Origin of the sequence: Novipirellula galeiformis (assembly GCF_007860095.1) — a bacterium.
Lineage (GTDB): Bacteria > Planctomycetota > Planctomycetia > Pirellulales > Pirellulaceae > Novipirellula > Novipirellula galeiformis.
This window is the reverse complement of the sequence record NZ_SJPT01000005.1, coordinates 235,190-254,872: the sequence shown is the minus strand read 5'-3', so window position 1 is coordinate 254,872 and position 19,683 is coordinate 235,190. Positions and strand designations below refer to the sequence as shown.

General features: G+C 56.2%; 14 protein-coding genes and 2 tRNA genes. 5 read left to right on the top strand and 11 right to left on the bottom strand.

All coding sequences use genetic code 11. The features are described from left to right. Positions 1–29: 29 nt before the first annotated feature. The gene (locus Pla52o_RS14870; RefSeq protein ID WP_231612360.1) at positions 30–1,205 is read right to left on the bottom strand and encodes a lactonase family protein; all 1,176 of its coding nucleotides are present in this window, start codon (positions 1,203–1,205) and stop codon (positions 30–32) included. A gap of 217 nt (positions 1,206–1,422) precedes the next feature. Here Pla52o_RS14870 and Pla52o_RS14865 point away from each other — a divergent pair, with 217 nt between their 5' ends. Then, entirely contained in the window at positions 1,423–2,004 is a 582-nt protein-coding gene (locus tag Pla52o_RS14865) for a hypothetical protein (RefSeq protein ID WP_146595395.1), read from the top strand. Between the two features lie 85 nt (positions 2,005–2,089). Here Pla52o_RS14865 and Pla52o_RS14860 read toward each other — a convergent pair whose 3' ends face one another. After that, positions 2,090–3,460 (bottom strand): Gfo/Idh/MocA family protein, encoded by a 1,371-nt coding sequence (locus Pla52o_RS14860; RefSeq protein WP_146595394.1) that lies wholly within the window; start codon positions 3,458–3,460, stop codon positions 2,090–2,092. A 726-nt stretch (positions 3,461–4,186) separates the two neighbouring features. Then, complete coding sequence (locus Pla52o_RS14855; RefSeq protein ID WP_146595393.1) at positions 4,187–4,954, bottom strand: hypothetical protein; 768 nt, start codon at positions 4,952–4,954, stop codon at positions 4,187–4,189. 642 nt (positions 4,955–5,596) lie between these two features. Here Pla52o_RS14855 and Pla52o_RS14850 point away from each other — a divergent pair. Next, complete coding sequence (locus tag Pla52o_RS14850; RefSeq protein WP_390620882.1) at positions 5,597–7,657, top strand: S46 family peptidase; 2,061 nt, start codon at positions 5,597–5,599, stop codon at positions 7,655–7,657. Between the two features lie 161 nt (positions 7,658–7,818). Here Pla52o_RS14850 and Pla52o_RS14845 read toward each other — a convergent pair whose 3' ends face one another. The 4 genes from Pla52o_RS14845 to Pla52o_RS14825 form a co-directional block, all read right to left on the bottom strand. Continuing rightward, positions 7,819–8,862, bottom strand: coding sequence for a lysylphosphatidylglycerol synthase transmembrane domain-containing protein (locus tag Pla52o_RS14845; protein ID WP_231612359.1), 1,044 nt, complete (start codon positions 8,860–8,862; stop codon positions 7,819–7,821). A 366-nt stretch (positions 8,863–9,228) separates the two neighbouring features. Continuing rightward, positions 9,229–11,391, bottom strand: a complete 2,163-nt coding sequence (gene recG / locus Pla52o_RS14835; RefSeq protein WP_146595391.1) for an ATP-dependent DNA helicase RecG — start codon at positions 11,389–11,391, stop codon at positions 9,229–9,231. Between the two features lie 407 nt (positions 11,392–11,798). After that, positions 11,799–11,882: transfer RNA gene (locus tag Pla52o_RS14830), tRNA-Leu, on the bottom strand. A gap of 235 nt (positions 11,883–12,117) precedes the next feature. Beyond that, positions 12,118–12,621: an EVE domain-containing protein gene (locus tag Pla52o_RS14825; RefSeq protein WP_231612358.1), complete on the bottom strand. Its 504-nt coding sequence runs from the start codon at positions 12,619–12,621 to the stop codon at positions 12,118–12,120. 286 nt (positions 12,622–12,907) lie between these two features. On the opposite strand from Pla52o_RS14825, the gene Pla52o_RS27715 reads away from it, so the two are divergent. Continuing rightward, the gene (locus Pla52o_RS27715; protein WP_261343351.1) at positions 12,908–13,039 is read left to right on the top strand and encodes a hypothetical protein; all 132 of its coding nucleotides are present in this window, start codon (positions 12,908–12,910) and stop codon (positions 13,037–13,039) included. Between the two features lie 247 nt (positions 13,040–13,286). On the opposite strand, the gene Pla52o_RS14820 is transcribed toward Pla52o_RS27715, so the two are convergent. The 4 genes from Pla52o_RS14820 to infC all read right to left on the bottom strand — a co-directional run bounded on the left by Pla52o_RS14820 (position 13,287) and on the right by infC (position 17,913). Further along, positions 13,287–14,768 (bottom strand): hypothetical protein, encoded by a 1,482-nt coding sequence (locus Pla52o_RS14820; RefSeq protein ID WP_146595390.1) that lies wholly within the window; start codon positions 14,766–14,768, stop codon positions 13,287–13,289. Positions 14,769–14,869: 101 nt separating this feature from the next. After that, the gene (locus tag Pla52o_RS14815; protein ID WP_146595389.1) at positions 14,870–15,628 is read right to left on the bottom strand and encodes a glycosyltransferase family 2 protein; all 759 of its coding nucleotides are present in this window, start codon (positions 15,626–15,628) and stop codon (positions 14,870–14,872) included. A 496-nt stretch (positions 15,629–16,124) separates the two neighbouring features. Continuing rightward, positions 16,125–16,943 (bottom strand): Nif3-like dinuclear metal center hexameric protein, encoded by an 819-nt coding sequence (locus Pla52o_RS14810; RefSeq protein ID WP_231612357.1) that lies wholly within the window; start codon positions 16,941–16,943, stop codon positions 16,125–16,127. Between the two features lie 439 nt (positions 16,944–17,382). Then, positions 17,383–17,913, bottom strand: coding sequence for a translation initiation factor IF-3 (infC, locus tag Pla52o_RS14805; protein ID WP_146595387.1), 531 nt, complete (start codon positions 17,911–17,913; stop codon positions 17,383–17,385). A gap of 629 nt (positions 17,914–18,542) precedes the next feature. Between infC and Pla52o_RS14800 the strand changes: the two genes are divergently transcribed. After that, a tRNA-Val gene (locus Pla52o_RS14800) sits at positions 18,543–18,616 on the top strand. Between the two features lie 819 nt (positions 18,617–19,435). Next, positions 19,436–19,624, top strand: a complete 189-nt coding sequence (locus tag Pla52o_RS27445; RefSeq protein WP_231612356.1) for a hypothetical protein — start codon at positions 19,436–19,438, stop codon at positions 19,622–19,624. Positions 19,625–19,683 lie beyond the last annotated feature (59 nt).

Here is a 19,683-nt window from a genome sequence, read left to right as displayed (position 1 = left end):
GTTCGGAGGCGTTTGCTGTTCGCGCGGGATTACTCGTGCTGCATCAACACACAAATGGGTGACGGTGCAAACACGACATGCTGGTTGAACATTAATTCGCCAGTCTCTTGATTGACCGCAAACGACGCAAGGGTGTGGGACAATTGCCCCGCCGCCAATAACCATTGGCCACTCGGGTCGAGATTAAAGTTTCGCGGCGTCGCTCCGCGAATGAATTCTCGCTCGATTACCGCCAGTTCTCCGTTTTGGGGATCGACCTTGAACGCCGTGATCGTGTCGTGGCCGCGGTTGGCCGAATAAACGAATTTGCCATTGGGATGAACACGGATTTCGGAAGCGCTGGTGAATCGTTCCTTGGCAAGCTCAGATTTGGCCACGGTGGGAATGGTTTGCTTCGGTGTCATCGTCCCTTGTTTCGCGTCGTAATCGAACATCGTCACACTCAGGTCGAGCTCGTTTAACAAGTAGATCCATTGGCCGTTGGGATGAAATTTCATGTGACGCGGTCCGCCGCCCATTGGAGCTTGACCAAAGCCGTGTGGCTCAATCGTCGCCGTGTTCGTGTCGACTTTAAAGATCATCACTTTGTCGAGTCCGAGGTCGGGGACAAATGCAAAACGCTCGTCTGGTGAAAAGCCAGCCCAGTGTGCATGGGGGGCTTCTTGACGTCCCTTCACCACGCGTGATGCGCCTTCGTGTTTCTGAAGCGACGTGCGCTGCTTGATCGAGCCGTCGGCGTTCAGCGAAAACGCAGCCGTCGATCCGCTGCCGTATTGCGCCGTCAACAGCATCTTGCCTTGCGAATCGATCGCCACATGAGCGGCTCCGCCATCACCGATTGGCACGGCATTGAGCAGCGTTAGTTTCGCGTCCTTGCCCTCGCCATCGATCTTGTAGGCCGCGACGGATGCTTCCCCGGCTACGCTTCCCACAGCATACAACACCGAACCATTGGGGTGCATCGCAAGGAATCCAGGGCCGCGGATTTCCGCAGCCAACTCGGGATCCGAGAGTTGGCCGTTTTCGGTATTGAGCGTGCAGTGATAGATGCCTTTGCTCGGTTTAGCACTGCTGGTGCCAAGCCAGACGCTAAGGATTGGGTTGTCCGAGGGTTGGGCCGCACGCGCGGGCGAAGGGGAACTCAGGGAGTGTCCTGCGATCATCGATCCAAGCAACAGAGTGAGGGGCAATGCACGACGCGTCACGATGTCAGTTTCCTGGTGAAGGAGGGAGGGGATTGAGGCGGGAAGTCTGCTCAACAACCACTAATCTAACGATTTCGCTTGCAACCGGGTGCCCCCAAGCCGACGTTGGCGTGTGGGTTTAGGGGATCTAGGAGGACTCGTGCTGTTTGCCGATTTCGATTCAAGTTCACCGGTTTTATTTAAGTTCACCGGGTGGCGAAGCCGATAGAGATAGGGAGTGTACAGAACAATCGAGGGGGGATTCCTCGAAATAGGGCGGTTTGTTGCGAGCGATTTCCGCTGGCTGCGTCTTGAATCCGTTGGCATTGGCTGGCTCCACAGCCCCGGTGCTCTGCGGACCCGAGCGACAGTCTGTGGGATTGGAATCGCCGCCGATCGCCGGTTTGACATGTCGCAATTCGCACCTACCAAAACATTGCTATTCGTGCTCGGTCTGGGATTGATTTCAATCTCGGGGGGATGTGTTGCATTGAATATCCCCAGCGAGCGAATCGCGGATCCCGAGGATGGAGGTGGGGTGCTCGGCGATTGGAAGAAAAATCGCTCGAAACGGGCGGCGACCACGCTGCATCACGCCTTCTCCGGAGTCGAGGGAGAGGGAGGCATCCACTCGCAAGCGATTCACTCGCAAGCCATGGATCAATGCGACGTGCCGAGCGAGCAATACATCGATGGTGGCGCCCTCGGGGTCGATCCGTTTGACACTTCCGTCGAGCAGGACGGTTCGCTCAAAGCCCCCGAGATTCCTTGGCCTCGTTTTCATCCGATGCCAACCCGCCCGGTCTTCGGCGGCGGCTAAGCCACTGGGGCGTAGCCCAAATGGACATCATCGATCGCCCGCAGCGAGGGCATGGCCCTCCGCTGCGATTTCGCTGACCGGTGGACTACGAGTTGATCTCGTAACCCTTGCGGTATTCGCGAGCGAGGAACGAGTTCGCCTGGGCGTCTCCGATGATTTCTCGCTTGGCGGGATCCCACTTCAGTTCACGGTCCAATCGCATCGCGATGTTGGACAGATGACAGATTTCGAGCATTCGGTTGTGCGACCAAACGTCGGAGATCGGTTGCTCTCGTGTCCGCATCGCCTCGATGAAGTTGGCGGTGTGGTTTTCGCTTACCTTTCCACCATAGACCTCTTCGATCGCTCCTTCGGGAAGCGGATTGTCCTTCAGGTCCTCCACAGGTTTGCCAACAATCTTGCCGCGGTTGACGAAGAACCGACCTTCGCTGCCCTCGAACAGAATGCCGTTGTCACCGTGGCTGGTGATGATCATTTCCACCTCGTTGGGCATCGCGACGCTGATGTTGAAATGCGTCGCGACGTTGTACTGGTCGTGCACTACGGGATTTCCATCCTTGTACTCGACCGGCAACGTGTACTCCAGCGGCGACACTCGGCTGGGCCCGGTGTCGCTGGCACCGAGCGCCCAGCAGGCGATGTCCACGTGGTGGGCACCCCAATCGGTCAGTTTTCCACCCGAGTACTCGTGCCAATTTCGGAAGGAGTAGTGCCCATTGCTATACAATGGCACGCCGCCACCGTAGCCGACACGCAGTTCCGGAAGCGCTCGATAGTCCACTTTCGGAGCGGGGCCGAGCCAGAAATCCCAGTCGAGTTCTTGTGGAACCGGGGCGACCGGAATGACCGGCGAGGCCTCCATCGAATTGATGCCACAGGTCACTTTTTGGACCTTACCGATACGTCCATGCTTGATCAACGCAATCGCTTGTAGGAACCGCTGGTCCGATTCGGTCCGCTGCATTGTGCCGACTTGGAAGACGCGCCCGGTTTCTTTAACGACCTGCTCGATCAACTTGCCTTCGGCAATGGTTAACGTCAGCGGCTTCTCACAGTAGACGTCTTTTCCCGCGTACATCGCTTCGACCGCAATCTTGGTGTGCCAGTGGTCGGGCGTGGCGATCATGACCGCGTCGATGTCCTTTCGATCCAACACCTTGCGATAGTCTTTGTAGGCGTCCGGTTTTTTGCTCTGCTTCTGGTGCGTTCGTTCCACGTTGGTCCCGAGCACGTTGGAGTCCACGTCGGCGAGGGCCGCGAAATCCGCAAAACGAAACGACTTCTGAGTGATAGTCCAACCCTGGTTTCGCAGCCCAATGGTTGCAAACACGGGACGGTCGTTAGCCGACTCGTTGCCGAGGACTCGATTGGCCGAGGAGCTGAGGATCGTTGCAGTCCCTGCAGCGGCTACGCCCTGCAGAAAATGACGGCGGCTGGGGTGGCGAGATAGGGACATCGAGCAAAATCCTTTTCAAAAAATCAGACCCAAAGGTCTTCAAGGGATGGGGAGGGGTGAGGCTGCTCCATCGCATGGAGGGAAGACAGAACGCGTCCCGGCCTTGGCCCAACACGGGCGTCGTAGGGGGTGGGAAAAGGGGGAGACGCTAACCGGATAGTCTAATTGGAAGCGAGCCTTGAAGGGGGGCTGACGCGAGGGGAACGCAAAAAAAGACCGTAAATCACTCAGGAAAAGCCCTGGAAATCAAGGGAGTTGTCCGTAACCCGGGAGCCTTGAAATCTGCCAACGGGGCCTGCAAACGGGGCCTGCAAACGGGGCCTGCAAACGGGGCCTGCAAACGGTCTTGATGTCGGGGCCAGGATTCTCGCGACATCTTCCGCAACGGCGGGGGCTCGCTTTGCGTGGACGAGCCATCTTCACGTGCATGGAACCGATTCATCATCAACGACGGTGATGAAAGCCCGGGACAGCGATTCCCAAGGCATTGATTCCCAGTGCATTGATTCCCAAACAGGGATTCCCAGACAGGGATTCCCAAAACGGGGATTCCCAAGATAGCGCGGTGCGATTCGCACCGCGAACGAGTGGCGCAGCCCTGCGGCTGCGCGGTTCCCTAAATGAATCTTTCGCATCGGCGTAGCGGACGACTCGCGCCGCATGCGCCATCGATGGTCACGCACCCGCATCAACGGGCACGCCGCATGCGCTCAAAAACCAGGCTAATTACGCCGCGTCGTTCCAGTGGTTTTTTAACCAGGTCGCTGGCAGAGTGGACTTGAACATTCCGCCCTGGTAGCCCGCAATCGCTTGGTCGGGCAGCGGGTAGCCGTGAAATGCTAGCACGCGCATTTCGGAAGGTTGATAGGGTTCTCGGATCAAGTTCAGTGGGAAGAGCGGACGACAACTCCGTTTGAAACTGCAGACCCATTCTTCGGGCCAGAATGCCAAGTCGTCCATCAAGGTGCGGCTAACGTATTGCTGCTCGATACGAAACGCTTCGAGCACCTCGGTTTGGTGGTCACAGAAGTGGTCATAGACGCGCGAGTGGCTCGCCGGATTGAAACGAAATACCGACGTATTGCCGACTTTTCCATCGCGGCCGGGCATCCAGGCGCGGCGTTTTTCGAGCCAATCATGAATGACGCAAAACCGGCCTGGTTGGAAGCTGAAAAAGTCGTCCAGCGGGCCCGTCAACACAACATCCAGGTCAAGGAAGAGCGTGTCGCCTTGAAGATCCGCTAAGCCGGGCTTGAAGAGCCCGACCTTTCGCCACGTTTCGCCCCCTTTGCGAGCATCAAACGCCTGCTCGTCAAACGGAGTCGTCGGCAGAGGATGGATCTCGACCTTCGAATCGATCCCCGTGGCATTGTCGGTCAAACAAACAAACCGGGCGGGCATGGAAAGATGCTCCTCGATCCCACGCAGCAAGCGGTTCACGTAATTGCTACCATATTTCGTTCCCCACTTGATGCAGACAATATTCGCTTGCATAACCGATTCCTCCGTCTCAGAGTTGTTGTATTTCGACGACTCTTACCTACGAAATTTGCCCCTTCACGGGAAGACGAATCCGAGCGAATGAGGTACGCAAGCAAAATCATCACCCCAAGCCTCCGTTTCGAAGTCGCGCTATTGCAATCGTTCTTAGTAAATCACAACCCGACGCGTTAGCGAGGGACTAAGCAGGTGGGCAGGAGTCTTGCGGCAGATTAGCCGTTTTGCCGCCAGCGGCGGTTCCCACGTTCCACCGGGGTTAACACTGGGATGTGGAAACGTTGGGGTTATGGGATGTTGGGTTTGCGCAATTTTCATCCCGACGGGATGACAGACGGTAGCCGGTGGTTTGATCGCAGCGAACACCACCGGACGGCCCTCTCGGCTCGCTCCCTCGCTTACGCTTCGAGTTGGGAAAATTCCGCAGCTAACGCTGTCGTCCGAAGGTATACGGATCGGTTCTTGCTAGCGTCGTCGTCACCATCGTGCCGGTACCTTTGCCAGCAACCCTGCAATATCCGCTCGGAGCTCGGTCAAACAGTCTGCAAAAGAGGATCAATTCCTTAGAATCGTGCTAATATTGGGAGTCGTTAGAGTATCAACACGGATGCGTCTGAACCCATTCTCTGAATCCGAATCATGAAAATCCAACTCCGATTTGCTTTGCTCATGTTCCTCTTTACCACCACGGTGTCACTGCCCATGGAATCGCGCGGCGATGAGGGTATGTACCTGTTCAATGACCTGCCCTTGCAAACGCTGAAACAGCAACACGATTTCGTGCCCGATGCGCAATGGGCCGACGACCTTCGGCTTTCCTCGGTTCGCTTCAATAGCGGTGGCTCGGGGTCGTTCATTTCCAGTGATGGCTTAGTGCTGACCAACCACCATGTCGCCAGTGACACGCTTCATAAATTGAGCACGTCCGAAAGGAACTTGATCAAGGACGGCTACCTCGCCAAGACTCACTCCGAAGAGCTGAAAACACCCGATCTTGAACTCAACCAACTCGTTTCGATCGAAGACGTCACCGACCGAGTCAATCAGGCGGTCAAAGCAGATGCGTCGAGCGACGATGCCGTCAAGCAGCGGCGCAGCGTGATCGCCACGATCGAAGAAGAGTCCTTCGAGAAGACGGGACTGCGGAGCGATGTCGTGACCTTGTTTGGCGGAGCAAAGTACCACCTCTATCGCTACAAAAAATACACCGACGTGCGACTCGTCTGGGCACCCGAGACGGCCGCTGCCTTTTTTGGGGGCGACGCGGATAACTTCGAATATCCACGCTTCAATATGGACGCCACGATCATGCGAGTTTACGAGGATGGCAAGCCAGCCAAACTCGAGAACTTTTTGCGTTGGGATTCCGAGCCACTCCGCGAAGGAGAGTTGGTTTTCGTCAGCGGCAACCCCGGCCGAACCCAGCGTATCTTCACCGTTGCTGCGCTTGAATATCTACGCGACGATCGACTGCCCTACATACTTGATTTCCTTCGCCGCAAAGAAATTTTGATGCAGCAATTTGGACTCGAAGGCACCGAGCAAACGCGTCGAGCACGCGACGAGTTGTTCGGGATCCAGAACGCACGTAAAGCCTATACCGGCATGCTGGCGGGGCTCCAAGATCCGCAAACGTTCGTGACCAAAACGGCGCGTGAAGAACAACTGCTCGCCAAGTTGCAGAACAATCCCGAGCACCAGAAATTGGCCGCGGCTTGGCAAACGATTGCCGAGATTCAAGATGACAAACGCGAAATGCTCAAGCAAACCGTTAGTTTGCGCAGCGAATTGTTCGACACGGCAATGCAAATCGTGCTGCTCACCAGCGAAGACCTTAAACCCAATGACCAACGACTTCACGAGTTCACCGATGCATCACGAGAATCGAAACTGCAGTCGTTGTTGAGCGAAGCCCCGATTTATCGTGACCTTGAGCTCGCGAAACTGAGCGACGAAATTTCACGGCTGACGATCCTGCGCGGCGCGGAGGACAAGCTAATCCAAGAAATCCTCGCTGGCAAAGGACCGCGAGAACGCGCCGCCGCCCTGATTGAAGCGACCAAGCTCGACGATGTCACTTTTCGTAAACAGTTGGTCGAAGGGGGACATGCGGCAGTGCTCGAGTCGAGCGACCCCATGATTCAATTGGCACGCGCGTTGGAGTCCGAGTATCGACGGATCCGTGAACGCAACGAAGAGATCGAAGAACGCGAACGACAAGCCTATGCCAAGGTTTCCCAAGCGGTCACCGCGATCGAAGGAACCGGCGGCTATCCCGATGCCACCTTCACGTTGCGTTTGGCCTACGGAACGGTGAAAGGTTACAGCGAAGACGGAGAACAAATCGAACCGACCACCAACTTCGCCGGCGCCTACCAGCACGCCGCCGCACACCAGGGCCAAACCGATTTCGATCTGCCCGAATCATGGATGAAAGCGAAAAGCAAAGTGAACATGGATACCCAGCTCAACTTTGTTTGCACCGCCGACATCATTGGTGGAAACAGCGGATCGCCGGTCGTCAATCGCAAGGGAGAATTGGTTGGCTTGATCTTTGATGGAAACATCCAAAGTTTAACCAGCGATTATCTCTACAGCGACGCACAGGCGCGAGCGGTCAGCGTTTCGGGCGTCGGGATCATCGAAGCGTTGCGTTCGATCTATGACGCAGGCGACTTGGCGGATTCGATCGGAAAATAAACGTCCGAAATCGATGATTTGAAATCCAGTACGAGCCCGCCGGGGAAGCTAAGACGTTGGCATCCTCGCGGGCTCGACTCGTTTCATCGGCGCGTTTCATCGGCGCGTTGAATGCGTCCCTGCAGAGAGCCGACACCCTCTTCGTTCCACTCCACTGGTTCCTAGCCCTCGTCGTCGGATCCCTCTTCGGCTTCTTCGACACTCTCGCGAAGCTCTTTGCTCGATGTCCAGTAGAACACGGTGCCAATCGCAGCCATCGCCACTTTGACAATTTCAAAGACCAACGCGACAAGCGCCCCTGATGCGGTGGTCTTCGTCGCTGGCACAATCTTGTACAACCAAGCGATCGTCGCTTCGTAGACTCCCAGGCCTGCGGGAGTAATCGGCATCGCGGCGGCCAACATGCCAATCGGAACAATCACGAAATGCTCGACCAAGGTCGGCGGATCGGTGTAGAGTCCACGTGCGATCAAATACATGCTGAGGATCATCGAGGAGTGAACTCCAAGACTCATCAGGATCGAAACTAAAAATGCGATCGGGTGTGCATGGAACATTCGCAGTGGCGGACCCACCTTGGCAACCACGGGACCGACAAACGACAAACCGCTGCCCCAGCGGACCAGGCGATCGACGCCCTTGCCGCCCAATACCAGCACGCAAAGCACGATGCTTCCGACCGTCATCAACGTTAGCGTCGCCCCCTTGATCTGCTGCATCTGTTGGCGGTCGATCTCAGTGGATTGACTCGGTTCGATCAACATCAATCCCAACGCGACGAGCACCAGTAGGCCATACAGCCCCACGCCGCGATCGACCACGACCGAAGCCACCGCTTCGATCCGTTTTCCCGGGCGCTGTTTTGCCAAAAAGATGGCCTTGAACAGATCCCCGCCCACGCTACCCGCCGAGACAAAGTTCAGTAGAAAACCGATCGAGCCGAGACGAAAAGCCTCCAGCATCGATAACGAGATGCCTTGGCAACGAACCAACAAGCACCAGCGGGCAAACGAGAGGCTCAAACCCACCATCGCAACGGCCAACGCACCGACTAGCAAGCGGTAGTCCTTGGGTTGGGCTGAGAGCTGAGCCCAGTCGATGTGATTGGCCAACCACGTGATAATGGCTACCGGGATAACAAACTTAAGCGCGATGGTCGCGGACTTTTTCCATGTGAGATGCATCGAAGCAGGATAATTGCCCATGCCCAACTCTCCAAGCGGACTTCAAATTGGCAACGATCCGATTCGGTAAATTTGCCATTGCCTTAGGCGATGCTCAACGGAATCGACGACTAGGGCTTCGTCTAGCCTCGGACTTGGGGTTGAAGCTATTAGCCGCTTTGGCGTTAGCCACGGTTCTGTCGCTAAAAACCGTGGCTAACGCCAAACGGCTAACGCCAAAAGTAAAGTTTGACGCAGCACTAGTTCGTCATGATCGCAGCCGCTTCTCGGCTTGGCCTGCCTTTGATTCTTAATCGTAATCTTACTCTTAATCCTAATCTTCTTTGCTTGGCTCCGGTCCAACGAGGCTTGCGCAGACGGGATCCAAGATTAAGAGTTGATGGTGCCCTAAGCGACATCGCCCAGATCGAGTCGCTTCCCGTAGCGTCGCATCACTTGAGTCTTCAGATCCTGCAGTTCGGCGTCCTCCAGCTCCGGATCCACTTCGATCATCGCCTGAGCGATCTGTCGCGCAACCCTCAGAATCTCGATATCGCGACGAGGGTCTGCGATTCGTAGCGGCGCCATCCCGCTCTGTTTTCGCCCCAACAGATCGCCGGGGCCGCGCATTTCAAAATCGGCTTCAGCGAGTTCGAATCCATCGTTCGTCTTCTCAAACAGACTCAATCGCTCGTTCTCGCTCGGGGGAGAATCGCCGTCGGAAAACACGCAAACGTACCCCACGTGGGAACCTCGCGAAATGCGGCCACGCAATTGATGCAATTGGGCAAGCCCAAAACGCTCGGCGCCGAGAATCGTCATCACGGTCGCGTTGGGGACATCGATTCCCACTTCGATCACCGTCGTGCTGACCAAAACGTCAATCGCTCCCGACGCAAATGCCTGCATGGTTGCAAGTTTTTCCTCGGCAGTCATGCGGCCATGCAATAATCCGATGCGGAAATCCGACAACACGCCCGTCTTCAGTTGCTCGAATACCGTTTGCACCGAAGAGATATCTTCGCCTTCCTCTTCCTCGGAGTCGCTGAGTTCCGTTTTGGTCACCGGCACCACGCGGGGAGCGACGACGAACGCTTGCCGACCCTCCTTTAACCGGTCACGCACAAACGACCACCAACGCTCCTTCCACCCATCATGGGCAAGGTAAGTGTTGACGGTCGCGCGTCCTGGAGGTTTTTCTCGCAACGTACTCAGCTCGACATCGCCGAACAACGTCATCGCCATCGAGCGTGGAATCGGCGTCGCCGACATCACCAAGTAATGCGGATCGACTCCACCGCTACGCAGCGTAACTCGCTGTCCGACGCCAAATTTATGTTGCTCGTCGATCACGCATAAACCAAGCTTCTTGAATTGAATGTCACCATAAAGTAGGGCTTGTGTGCCCACTAAGAGATCGATTTCGCCCGCCGCCGTTGCCGCGATCGTTGCCGCGCGTTCGGCTCGGCTGATCGAGCCGCACAACAGCCCGATGCGGACGCGACTGTCCTTCAATATCTTGCCTAGCGTCTCGAAGTGCTGGCGGGCGAGCACCTCGGTCGGAGCCATCATCACGGCTTGGTGCCCGTTGGCGACCGCTAACATCATCGCATACACCGCGACGACGGTTTTGCCACTGCCCACGTCCCCTTGAAGCATTCGATTCATTGGGAACTGACACGCCATATCTTGGCTGACTTCCCTGATCGCTTGGCGTTGATCGTTCGTCAATTCGAACGGAAACCGATTCAAGATGCGGGCATCGATGACGGCGGTGGGGGATAGCGGTGGCGATTGCAAATCACTCGTCAATTTGCGTCGCCGCATTGCCAACGCGAGTTGCATTACCAACAACTCTTGAAACACCAAGCGAATCCGCGCCGCTTGTAGTGACTCTTCGTTATCGGGTTGGTGCAGTTGACGAACGGCTGTTTGGATTTCATCCAACGGGCCTTCGATTTGTATGCCCGCAGCGCGCAGTGCATCCGCCGAATCGGCTCGCAACTGCTCCGGCATCACCTCATGCAACTGATCTCCTAACGCCTCCAAGACGTTGCCTGCTAAATGGCGCAGATCATGTTGCTTGACCCCTTCGGTCAACGCATAGATCGCCAAGATCTTCGGTTCGGGAAAATCGTCATCCGCTTCGAGCACCGTCACCTGGGGGTGCACAAACTCCATCCGCAGCCCGCTCAATTTGGGCGTTCCCGAGATCACCACACGCTCGTCGACTTTGATTTGGTCGGCGCGATAGGGCTGGTTGAAGAATAGGATTCGCACCGCGCCCGTCTGGTTTTGGACGACCGCTCCAAACACCGACTTACCCGGCGAACGCGACATCAAATCGACCTCGGTGACGACGCCGATCAACGACGCTTGCTCTCCGTCACGCAATTGGTCGACCGATTTGGGAGGGGCGGGTCGTTCGTAATCTCGCGGGAAGAAGAACAGCACATCTTGCGCGGTACGCAGCCCCAGCCGAGAAAATTTCTTCGCACGAAACGTCCCCACGCCTGGCAAAAATTGGACCGGCGTTGTCATCGTGACAGGCGGGGTGGGTTCTTCATCCATCGTGGCAAAGAGCGTGAGGTGGCAAAAGAGAGTCGGAGTGTTTCGAGCACCATCCGCGGTGCGTATTCGTTTTTTATCATAACCGAGCGAGTCATCGGCGTCGGCAACCGGTCCCTTTCGGAACCGCAAGGATTCTTCCCATTGCTTGCCCCTTCGCCCCACTCGAGCATTTTGAGAAATGACGTAGGTTCAAAAAGTAGCTGCGTTCGCAAGAACGTGGTCGACCGCGAACGCGACGGTAGCTACATCAAAATCAAAAAATGCGCTAGCGAACCCGATACCGGCGTTTTTGATAGTGGTGAGGCGTGAGTGTCGAAAGTTGAGGGAGAGCGGGTCAGGATACGAAAAAAGCCCGCAAGACGTTAAGTCTTACGGGCTTTGAATCGCTTGGGCCATGCCCTGAAAAGTACCGAAGGAGGGACTCGAACCCTCACTGGATTGCTCCAACTGGATTTTGAATCCAGCGCGTCTGCCAATTCCGCCACTTCGGCTGCTCTCTTCTAATGTGCTAAATATCGCACCTTTCGCCAAGTCCCCTTAACAAAACTATGTTTTTATATGCAAAACATCTCGGTTCGGGTGAACTGGTGATTCGCAAAAGTATCGGATCCAGTGGGCTGGTTGGCAAGTCCCCTAAACCGAGGCAATATGATCACCCAAATCGGCCCGGCTTCCCCGCCCCGCGGTAAACGTGATCCTTCGCCACATTGGAAACGCGCACCAGCCTTACGCCGGCTTGCTGGCGAGTTTCACGATCGTGTCAAACTCCTTCTTCTTCACCGGTTGGACGCTCAGCCGGCTGCCCTTTTGCAGCAACACCATCCCTTTGAGCCCGGCTCGCTCGCGTAGCTCAGCAAGGGTCACCGGACGCTCAAATTCGGATTCCAAGGTGATGTCGACCATGTACCAACGCGGATTCTCAGGATCCGATTTTGCGTCGTAATAGTTGCTCTTGGGGTCAAACTGAAAATGGTCCGCGTACCCGCTCCGACTGACCACGGCCGTCCCCATCACGGCGGGAACCTTGCAAGCGGAGTGATAAAACAACACTCGATCGCCAACCTGGATCTCATCCCGCAACAAATTCCTCGCCTGGTAGTTGCGAACCCCTTCCCAGCACGTCGTTTGATCGGGCTGATTCGCCAAGTCGTCAATCGAAAACGTAGTCGGCTCGGATTTCATCAACCAGTAGTTAATCGTCATCGCTTCAAGCAATCTCTCGGGAGGCATCGGCTAGCGCATTTTTAATTTTGAGGTAGCGACCGTCGCATTCGCGGTCGACCGCGTGCTGGCGAACGCAGCTACGGTAGGAATCCTACGTCATTTCTCAAATGGCTCTAGATGCCGATTGTGAATTTGTAACAGCTGGGCACTCTGTTTTGCCCGTGATCTTTTTTGGCAATTCTGGTCCACGGCAAAGCCGATAACAACCATAGCGCCGGGAAAAGCGCTGTTACACAAGCATTCGATTGGCGACAAAGATCGTCGCCATCTCGTGCGGGCCAGGGAACGGGCCATGTCTATGTCCGTTCACCTTCGATACAAAGGCTCGTCAACGATGAATGTCGATACACTTCATGCCGCTCTCGGCATCACCTTTACCGCAGTTTGGCTCGTCGTCGGACAGATTCTGGTCGGCAGCCGTTGAGTCGGTTAGCTCTGCTCGCTCTCGGGCGCTGTCCTACTTCACGCTGGCCCACTTCATTCTGGCCTGCTTCATTCTGGCCTGCTTCATTCTGGCCTGCTTCATTCTGGCCTGCTTCATTCACTGAGGCTTAAGCAGCGAGGCAGGAATGAGTGGGTGAAATCCCATTGGCCGCTTGGGAGTTAGCCCCGGTCGAACCGCTTGAACCGTGGCTAACGCCAAAACGGCTAATCTACCGAAAGACTCCTGCCTACCTGCTTAACAGCTGCTGGAAAGTCTCGGTCAAATCCTTCATCGGAAAGATACAGAAGGGATGCTCGCGGCTTTTCAACACCGTCCGTGAAGCTCGCTCGCGAACCACGCCCGCCAATTCCGACTCCAATTGCGAACGCGTCTCGCCTAGCGACGCGGACATCTGTTGATTGATGGAGTCGAGCTCTCGGTGCCATGCTGGTTTTGCCTCCGCATTGGGAGTCTGGGCTAAGAGTTGCTCTTTGCGCTGAACCAGCAAGGGATCCACGCCATGGACGCCCGCGAATTTTTCAGGCTGAAAACGCGTGTCGCGAATCGCGCGTCGCAGTCGCGTGATCTCAGGATCCATTTCGTTGGGCGACGGCCCTGGCAATTGGATGGTAGCCGAAACGACCATGAACTCGGGTGGCGTGATGCCAAAGAAACGCTCGGCGATCCGGTCGCCCAATTGATCGTACTTTCCGCCCCCAATTCCATGCAGAAAGAGGTCGCTGAGCACGAGTCGCGCGTACATTGTCGTGATCAACGCACGCGGGCGAATCTTAAAATCGGGACCAATCAAACTGGCCAGCGTTTCTGCGGTATCGGATCTCCCCAGCGGAATTCGTCGCTCTTGGCCGCTGCGGTCGCTGATCATCATCGTCTGGTCGGTGACTTTAACCCAGCCCGGTCGGCGCTCCGGTATCGCGTCACTGTAGATCCAAATCGGCGCCTCCAACCAACCCTGTTCGGCGTGCAAGTTGGGAACGGGGTGCGAGTTGCTGCGAATGCCATGCGCGTGGCGATAAAAATCGGCTTCGGCATTGTAAGCTTCCCGGAAACGCGGAAGCTCGCGGAGGATCAATAGCAGGAATTCAGCAAACATCCGGCCTCGACACAGCACGCCCAACGGCAGCTCAAGCGTGTTTAGACCAATTTCCCCTTCGAGTGCATGACGCGCTTGGGCCAATGCACAGCCGGCGATCCCACATCGCTCGACCGCGTGACGCGCATGCTCCCATAACCGTGTGACTAGCGGATCGGGAACGATCGGCATCACCGACTTGCGAACGTCATCATCGAAATGATCGAACCGCTCGCGGTCCTGGATCACCGTTTGCTCATAGGGAACGCCGCCGCCAAAGCGATCATAGCGCACCGTGCTGTAGACGTAGTACCCCGTGTCTCGGTCGATCGTGGGAACTCGGATCGCACTGCCCGAAGCGGCATCATTGTCGATGACTAAATTGATCGCCAACGCTTGGTGTTGATCTGCCAATTGGCTGAGGGCAAAGTTTTTGAACCACACGCCGGGATGAAACAGCGACGGTTGGTGTCCCGCCATCATGATCGGAGCGTCGCGCCGGCTTACGATGGCGTCCACGTTGCGATACGTCGATGTGTAACGTATCGCATCGCTGATCATCTGCTGACGCGCATCGCTGCGTAGCTTTTGCCACCACGCATCGTGCTGGGAAAGCAATTCAATATTGCGGCGCAACTGAGGCTGGACATCTCCGAAGCTCGGATCTGTGAACGATTCACCGTGCGATTTAGGAGCACGGTAGTGTCTGAATTCTGGGAGCGTTTTCAACCAATCACCTAGCTGGCGTTATTGCCGCATCTCGATTTCTCTTTGCTAAACGTCGCGCCGTTTGCTTCAGCGTCAGCAATCGCATCCTCGAGAACTTGGTTGTAATAGTTCAGGCGTGTTTCGGCATGGTCGAGCGAGCCACCAAACGAACGACTCAGGTCCAGATAGATCAGCGGTACCGGGATTTCGATCACTCTCAAGCCGGCCGCGGCCGCTTCGACCCATAATTGCAACGGCATCGCGTAACCATTGTCGGTGATCCGTAGCTCCCGTAGCGCTGAACTGCGATAAGCCTTGAAGCCACAAAAGGCGTCCGTCAAATTCAGTCCTAGCCGCTGGTTCAATTCGCCCGTGATCCGACGATTGATGAACATCCGCTCCGCCGGCGGTGCGTCGTCCCCTTCGTACTGCTTTAAATAGCGGCTGCCCGAGACGATGTCGGCCGCCCCCGCCGCTTCGATGAACCGGGGAATCCGCTTGGGCTGATGCTGGCCATCGCAATCGAGCGTCACCACGCCGTCAAAATTCTCTTGCATCGTGTAGGCAAACGCACTGCGCAGGGCCGCGCCGTAACCTTGGTTCTCGGCGTGCTGGATCACCCTCACGTCGCTGCGGGTCCGCAGCACCTCGGAGGTTCCGTCGTGGGAGCCATCGTCCACCACCAACACATCCGATGCGTACTGGGTGACTTGATCTAAGATTTCGTTGACCGTGTCGACTTCGTTGTAGACCGGGATCGCAACTAACCATCGTTCGCGTTTTGGCATGAATCTCTACTTTTCTCATTGAAATGAGTGACTGCCCTAAAATGCATGACGGGGACGTTGGACCGCCAAACCGGCTGGCGCCGCTCGGAAAGCAAGTCGCCGCTGGGAAAACTAGGTCGCCGCTGGGAAACCAGGCTGGGGGGCAGCCCCAATCTCGGCCCTGCAAAACGACTCGGCAGCAGCAGAATCAGCAATTTCTATTCCGAACAGAGGCATTTTAAGCGTATTTAGAGGATGGTCAATGTTTCTCGATCCAGTGGCCCCGGAGAATACTTGGCATTTGAGGCGATCCACGTACGAATATTACCTTTGCGGTTCGCCCGTCGCCGTTGCTCCGCTCGTCATACCAGACGTCATGGCACGGCTGGTTTGAATTCAAGCACCGCTGCCGTGTAAAGAGAGGGGCTGCCCGCATGGCAGCCGACCTGCTTGTGCGTCAAGCAACCGTTCCGATGCTTTTGCGGCGGACGGTTTTTGCCGCGTCGCACCGTTTGCCTCAGCGCGTGACCATTTCGATGGGGTCCGATTCGCAGCGACTCGGCCAAATTGTCAGTTCCGGAAGACTCGCTGACAGTCGTTCGGCGAGCTGCTCCATCGCAAAGCGTTCGCTCCAGTAATGCCCCAGCAGGACCAGCCCGACTTGGAGCGACTCGGCTTCCAAGCAGGTATGGAAGGTGGCCTCGCCGGTAATCAGTGCGTCGCAGCCTTTCCGCTTGGCCGCCGCCAGAAAGCTGCCGCCGCTCCCACAGGCAAACGCCACTCGGCCGACTCGCTGGTTCGCGGCTCCAACGCGGCGAATGTGCACGGCCCCCACTTTGTCTGCCGCCGTTCGAGCGAGGTCATCTAAAGTCATCCGGGCAGCTAAGTTTCCAAAGCGTCCGCTGCCGAGCCCGCTAGCGGGGACCTGAGGCTCGCAGGACTCGGCCGGGATCAACGGCTGAGAGTCGCAAATGCCAAACCGGTCTGACCACAATTGATTGATGCCATTGGCAGCGGAGTCGAAAGCGGTGTGGGCACTGTAAACCGCAACCCGTGCTTCGATCATCCGCAGCAACATCGATCCTGGGATGGTGTCGGCGGTCAAGCGAGCGAGCGGCTTGAAGGGCAACGGATGGTGAGCGACGATCAAATCGACGTCCTCATCGATCGCTTCTTGGACCACCGCCGGGGTGATTGTCAAACAAGTCATCAGTCGCGAAACGGTCGACTGGCGATCGCCGACGAGCAACCCCACGTTGTCCCATGATTCGGCGAGTCGGAGCGGGGCAAGCTCCGCAAGCGTTTGGCAAATCTGATCGACCGAGGACTTCGACACTGGCGGCACTCAACTGGATACTTGGGCTCTCGCGCGAACAGGGGTTCTCGCGCAAGGAGGGCTTTCACGCGAACAGGGGCTTTCCACGCGAACAGGGGCTTTCGCGAAACAGGGGCTTTCGCGAAACAGGGGCTCTCGCGAAACAGGGGCTTTCGCGAAACAGGGGCTCTCGCGCGAACGGTTTTGCCTCAGCCGGTCCTGGAGGGGAACGGACTCTTGTTTGGGACCTGGTTCAGCGCTGTTGTTCGGGGGGAGATCGCCGATCGCAAGCCCGTCGCTTGCAAGCTTGTCGATGGCAAGCCCGTCGATGGCAAGCTCAGCTTAGCCGCAAGCTTGACTTCGCGTGCTCCGCTTCGGTCGCGCGCTCGACTTACCCGTCTTTCGGCACCGCTTCGTCCTGATTGGACTCCGCCGCGTGTGGTTGCTGACGCGGCGTGGGTTACTTAGGCGCGACCATACAGATCATGCGGCGGCCGTGTTGCTGAGGCGAGGTTTCGACTTTGCCGACTTCGCTTAGCAATTCAATGACCATCGCCATGACCTTGCGGCCTTCTTCGATGTGAGCCATTTCGCGACCGCGGAACAGGACGCTGATTTGCACTTTGTCCTTGTGCTGCAGGAACTTCTCGGCTTGCCGAATTTTCGTACGAATGTCTTCGTCGCCCGTTTTGGGACGGAGGCGAATTTCCTTGGTTTTCGTACGAGCGTGGCTGTTGTGGAGCTTCTTGTTCTTGTCGTACTTGTATTTGCCGTAATCCATGATTCGGCAAACCGGAGGTCGCTCATTCGGAGCGACTTCGACAAGATCGAGCCCTGCATCGCGAGCGCGTTCCAGGGCTTGTTCAGTTGGGATGATGCCTAACTGTTCGCCCTCTTCACTGACAACTCGAATCGGACTGATCCGAATTTGATTATTGATGCGAATGGTATCGCGAGGATCTTGCTGAGTGCTTTTTCGTGCCAACGCCACTAATGTTTTCTGCTCCGGCCGGAGGGCATTCCGGCTCAACTTGTAAGGAAAAACACGATTGTAACAATAAGAATTGAAACAAATCGCTGTAGGAAGGGGATCCGAGAAACAAAACCTGATTGCTTCTAACGGCTGCCTTCGCTTCTAAACTTAGCTCATGATTCCAATGAACTGACGTGATAAAGTTCCGCAGTGGAGTTTCATTCCACGCTTAACACCATCAGCTGGATGGCGGTGAAAACCTTCGTCAAGCCCAAATCTCACCTCAAAAGTATCCATATCATGGGTGGGGAGCGTCAACAGTGAAACTCGTGAAATCCCTATTTTACGAAGGAAACAATCCACTCCCCCAGGTTTGCCGCCCCGCCAGCCTCGGAATTTCAAGCGGAAGCGGAGGCGGATCACGCATCCTTTGGCCGCGGTGGGGGCCGCGATCGGTGTAAACGGTCAGGCTGAAAAAAAAGAACGCTCAGGCCCAAAAAAGAAGTGCGGAGAGAGTCTTGACGAATCGACGTGATCGATTCAGACTACCGCAACGCATTGAGCGAGACGATTTGTTAAAGAAACGCCCCCCGCTAAACCGAAACAGGAGAGGTGGGGACGCGACCGCGATCGTGTTCCGCAAAATCGGGCAATTAGCTCAGTTGGTTAGAGCGCCACGTTGACATCGTGGAGGTCACAGATTCGAGTTCTGTATTGCCCACTCTCTTAAAAGGCCGCAAAACCCAGTGTTTTGCGGTCTTTTTTTATGCGCCGACATTTTCCTTGCCGCGGCAACTGCGTCGTATTCCCCTTTCCGTTCCCGTTTCAGGAACCATCAAGGGCGAAGCCATGCCAACAGAACCAAGGCCGTACTGGAACAGTCAGCAGCAAAGATAGGTCTGCACCATCGACGGCCAACGCATCACGCTCGGGGCCGAAAAGGAAGCGGCGTTCGACAAATGCCGCCAGCTGATGCTCAACGGCCGCGCGGTGTCGGCAGGATTGTCGACCGTGTACGAGCTGTCGCAATCCTATTTGGACTGGTGCCAAGAAAATCGGAGTGCAGGCACGTTCAGCAACCACCGGCTCTACCTGAAGAGTTTTATCGGAGCGATCGGCAAGACGCTCAAAATTTCAGCCTTGATAAAACTCACCTCCTGAATTGGTCAAAGGGCGTTGGCGTCACAACCAGTCAGAACGACGCAATCTCGGTGGTTCAGAGGAGGTTCAATTGGACGGTTGAGCACGAATACCTCCACGCCTCTCTATTCCCAAAATCGTCAAACCAAAGCGCAGGCGGCGAGAAATCGACTACACGCCCGACCCATGGAAAGTCATTCAATCCCACGCCAGTCCTCCGCTTGCGGCTTTGATCCACTTCCTTTGGCCAACGGGATGTCGCCCCAAAGAAGGACGCACTGTTGAGGCCCGTCCCATCCACGACGATCTTGTCATTTTCTCACCGGACAAAAGCAAAGGTGAAACGGACTCACGAGTAATCTTCCTAACCAAAGAAGCCAAAGCCATTGTCGAACCGCGGATGAAGGATAAAGGTGTCCTGTTTAAGAACACGCGAGATATCCCCAACACCAAGGACGCCCTCGTCCAAGCCATGATCCGTATCTCGAAGAAGGCCGGCTTCCGGTGCATCGCCTACGTCGCTCGACACAGCGACGCCACTAACGCTCTGATTCGATCGGTAGACACCGACTCTCACTGTTGCACCTGAGGGGAGTCGGCACGAATGGTCTCAGCTATGCCTATCTGTTACAAAACATTGAGCACCTT

Bases quoted from the DNA above. Each gene is read 5' to 3' on its own strand.
- Pla52o_RS14860 (WP_146595394.1), bottom strand. From the start codon at position 3,460: ATGTCCCTATCTCGCCACCCCAGCCGCCGTCATTTTCTGCAGGGCGTA.
- Pla52o_RS14855 (WP_146595393.1), bottom strand. From the start codon at position 4,954: ATGCAAGCGAATATTGTCTGCATCAAGTGGGGAACGAAATATGGTAGC.
- Pla52o_RS14850 (WP_390620882.1), top strand. From the start codon at position 5,597: ATGAAAATCCAACTCCGATTTGCTTTGCTCATGTTCCTCTTTACCACC.
- Pla52o_RS14845 (WP_231612359.1), bottom strand. From the start codon at position 8,862: ATGGGCAATTATCCTGCTTCGATGCATCTCACATGGAAAAAGTCCGCG.
- recG (WP_146595391.1), bottom strand. From the start codon at position 11,391: ATGGATGAAGAACCCACCCCGCCTGTCACGATGACAACGCCGGTCCAA.
- Pla52o_RS14825 (WP_231612358.1), bottom strand. From the start codon at position 12,621: ATGCCTCCCGAGAGATTGCTTGAAGCGATGACGATTAACTACTGGTTG.
- Pla52o_RS27715 (WP_261343351.1), top strand. From the start codon at position 12,908: ATGTCTATGTCCGTTCACCTTCGATACAAAGGCTCGTCAACGATGAAT.
- Pla52o_RS14815 (WP_146595389.1), bottom strand. From the start codon at position 15,628: ATGCCAAAACGCGAACGATGGTTAGTTGCGATCCCGGTCTACAACGAA.
- Pla52o_RS27445 (WP_231612356.1), top strand. From the start codon at position 19,436: ATGAAGGATAAAGGTGTCCTGTTTAAGAACACGCGAGATATCCCCAAC.